Origin of the sequence: Promicromonospora kroppenstedtii DSM 19349 (assembly GCF_000515355.1) — a bacterium.
GTDB classification, from domain to species: Bacteria; Actinomycetota; Actinomycetes; order Actinomycetales; family Cellulomonadaceae; genus Promicromonospora; species Promicromonospora kroppenstedtii.
The window spans coordinates 8,621-11,432 of the sequence record NZ_KI911741.1 but is presented as its reverse complement, the minus strand read 5'-3'; the positions used below and the strand labels follow the sequence as shown (position 1 = coordinate 11,432).

3 protein-coding genes and 1 pseudogene are annotated in these 2,812 nt (G+C 73.9%); 3 read left to right on the top strand and 1 reads right to left on the bottom strand.

Features of this window, described 5'->3' with window-relative positions:
- The coding region (locus PROKR_RS23440) for a crotonase/enoyl-CoA hydratase family protein (RefSeq protein WP_036968334.1) at positions 1–504 on the top strand (504 nt) is incomplete at its 5' end.
- 145 nt (positions 505–649) lie between these two features.
- On the opposite strand, the gene PROKR_RS23435 is transcribed toward PROKR_RS23440, so the two are convergent.
- Entirely contained in the window at positions 650–1,849 is a 1,200-nt protein-coding gene (locus PROKR_RS23435; RefSeq protein WP_036968331.1) for an FAD-dependent oxidoreductase, read from the bottom strand.
- 83 nt (positions 1,850–1,932) lie between these two features.
- Here PROKR_RS23435 and PROKR_RS23430 point away from each other — a divergent pair, with 83 nt between their 5' ends.
- Positions 1,933–2,538 (top strand): PadR family transcriptional regulator, encoded by a 606-nt coding sequence (locus PROKR_RS23430; protein ID WP_200836097.1) that lies wholly within the window; start codon positions 1,933–1,935, stop codon positions 2,536–2,538.
- Positions 2,539–2,567: 29 nt separating this feature from the next.
- A pseudogene (locus PROKR_RS36005) lies at positions 2,568–2,812 on the top strand (alpha/beta hydrolase family protein); the annotation flags it as partial.

Sequence of the window (2,812 nt, the reverse complement as noted above, 5' to 3'; positions counted from 1 at the left end):
CGGCTGCGGCTCACCAAGCCGGTGGTCGCCGCCGTCTCCGGGCACGCCGTGGCGGGTGGGTTGGAGCTCGCCGCGTGGGCCGACCTGCGGGTCGCCGACGAGACCGCGGTGTTCGGCGTCTACTGCCGCCGCTGGGGCGTGCCCCTGATCGACGGCGGCACGGTGCGGCTCCCGCGGCTGATCGGGCAGTCGCACGCGATGGACATGATCCTGACCGGGCGGTCCGTCGAGGCCGACGAGGCGCTGCGCATCGGGCTGGCCAACCGTGTGGTGCCCGCGGGGCAGGCGGTGCCGGCGGCGGTGGCGCTGGCCGCGTCGCTCGCGGCGTTTCCACAGGTCTGCCTGCGCGAGGACCGGGCTTCGGTGCTGGACCAGTGGGGCCTTCCCGAGGCGGACGCCCTGGCCCAGGAATGGAGGCACGGCGAGAGTTCCCTGTCGGCGGACGCCGATGCGGGCGCTGCGGCCTTCGCGGCGGGCTCGGGCCGCCACGGCGCCCCGGCCTGACCCGAGGGGGCCGGACCTGTCCCGCCCGCCCGGGCCCGTTCTCTTCGAGGCCTAAGTTTCTTGTCTTTGTGGAGGTCGAGAGCGAAGAAACTTAGGTCTCGAAGAGGATCTGCCGACGAGGGTTGGGTCACGGCCGGCGGCCGGGTCAGGCCGGGAGGCGGTCTGCCGGGGCGTCCCAGTCGATGCGGTAGTCCGTCACCCAGTCCTTGGTGCTGCGGGCCGCGGCCCGGCTCACCAGCGGCAGGATCACGCGGTCACGCAGCACCCGGGTCAGCGGGTTCGGGATCTTCTGGTTCGAGGTGCGCTTGGCCTGCGCGATCAGCTTCTCGACCCGCCCCCGGCGCAGCGCCTCGAACGCCCCGAACGCAGCGGTGGGGTCGCCGTGGTCCCGCAGCAGGCGGGCGAGCAGCACGCCGTCCTCGATCGAGAGCGAGGCACCCTGGCCCGACGTCGGCGAGATGCCGTGCGCGGCGTCGCCGACCAGCCCGATGGGTCCCCGGTGCCAGACGGGCACCTTGGGCAGGTCCAGCGTGTTCCACGGGCTGATGACCCGCGGCGTCGCGGCGATCAGCTCCAGCGCGGGGCCGGCGTCGTCGGCGAACAGGCGCTCCAGCTCGGCCCGCCAGCGGTCCGGGGTCCAGCTTGCGAGCTCGTCGTCGGACGCCGCGCGGGCGCGCGGCACGTTCGCGAACCACCAGACGTCGCCCGGAGCGCGCTGGACGTAGGCGAAGAAGGCGCGCCGGCCGAAGATCATCGTGAACACGCCCTCGCGTGCGTCGACGGAGACGCCCGACGCGTAGCCACCGGTGTTCAGCAGCCCGGTGTAGCGCGGCGGGGGGCACCCCGGGTCGAGGATCGTGCGGGTGCGGGAGTGCAGCCCGTCGGCGCCGACCAGCAGGTCGCCCTCGGCGGTGCTCCCGTCCGCGAAGGAGGCGACGGCGCCGCCGCCGGGCACCGCCGCGGCGTCCACCAGGCGCTTGCCGTACTCGACGGGGATGCCGCGCCGGACGGCCTCGTCGCGCAGCCGCGTGTAGAGGTCCGAGCGCCTGACGGTCTGGCTGACCGTGCCCGGGCCGTCGTCTCGACCCATCGCGAGGTGGGCCAGGAGCCGGCCGCCCGAGCCACGCAGCTCCAGCGCCGGCGTGTCGAAACCGCCGAGGTCGTGCGGGTCGATGTCCAGCACGCGCAGGGCGGCGAGCCCGTTCGGGGCGAGGTTGAGGTAGGCGCCGACGCCGTCCGCGGTGCGGTCGTAGGCCTCGTGGACCACGGCGTCGATGCCCGCCTTCTGCAGGGCCATGGCGGTCACGGGCCCGGTGATGCCCGCTCCGACGATGATTGCTCTCATCTCGTAACCATAAAATGGTTAACCATAAGATGGCAAGATGCCGTCGAGCAGCCGATCCCGTACCGCCGCCTAGGCTGGGCGCCGTGACCCAGGACTCCCGGCCGCGCTCGCCGCTCGCCATGGTGCTGCTCGCGCTGCTCGCCGAGGAGCCGATGCACGCCTACCGCATGCAGCGGCTGATCAAGACCCGGCGCAAGGACGACGTCGTCAACGTGGCACGCTCCAACAGCGTCTACCAGGCGATCGAGCGCCTGCTGCGCGACGGCCTCATCGAGGTGCACGAGAAGCAGGTGGCCGACGCCGGCCCGGCCCGGATCGTCTACGCCCTGACCGACGACGGCTCCGCCGCCCTGCGCCGCTGGATGGACGCCGCGCTGGCGACCCCCGCACGCGAGTTCCCGGAGTTCCGGGCGGTGCTGGCCGTGCTCGCCATCACCGGGCCCGATCTGGTGCGCGACCGCCTCGCCGAGCGCGCCACCGCGCTCGAGGCCACGCTGGCCGACGCCGAGCGGGAGGCCGCCGACGCCGAGGAGTGGGGACTGCCGCGCGTGCTCCTGCTGGAGCACGAGCACCTGCTCGTCGCCACCCGCGCCGAGCTGGACTGGGTGCGCGGCGTCGTCGCCGACCTGGCATCCGGCGCCCTGACGTGGGACACGCAGGAGATGCTCGCCGCGCGTCCGCCCGAGTGAAGCCAAGGTGCCGGGAGTAGCATCCGAAGGTGTTCTTCAGGACCGTCGCCACCTCCGCCGCGATCCTGGTCGCCCTGGCCGTCACGGGCGCCGTCGCGGGACCGGCCTGGGAGCCGGAACCGGTCACGAACCACCTCGACCTGAGCACCACCTCGACCGCGATCGGGGGTGCCTCGCCCGACGCCGGGCAGCCCGGCGACCACGAGGTCCGCGAGACCCCCGTGACCATCCCGCTGGCCGACGGCCTGGAGGTGGGTGGGCTGCTCCGCGAGCC

Bases quoted from the DNA above. Each gene is read 5' to 3' on its own strand.
- PROKR_RS23435 (WP_036968331.1), bottom strand. From the start codon at position 1,849: ATGAGAGCAATCATCGTCGGAGCGGGCATCACCGGGCCCGTGACCGCC.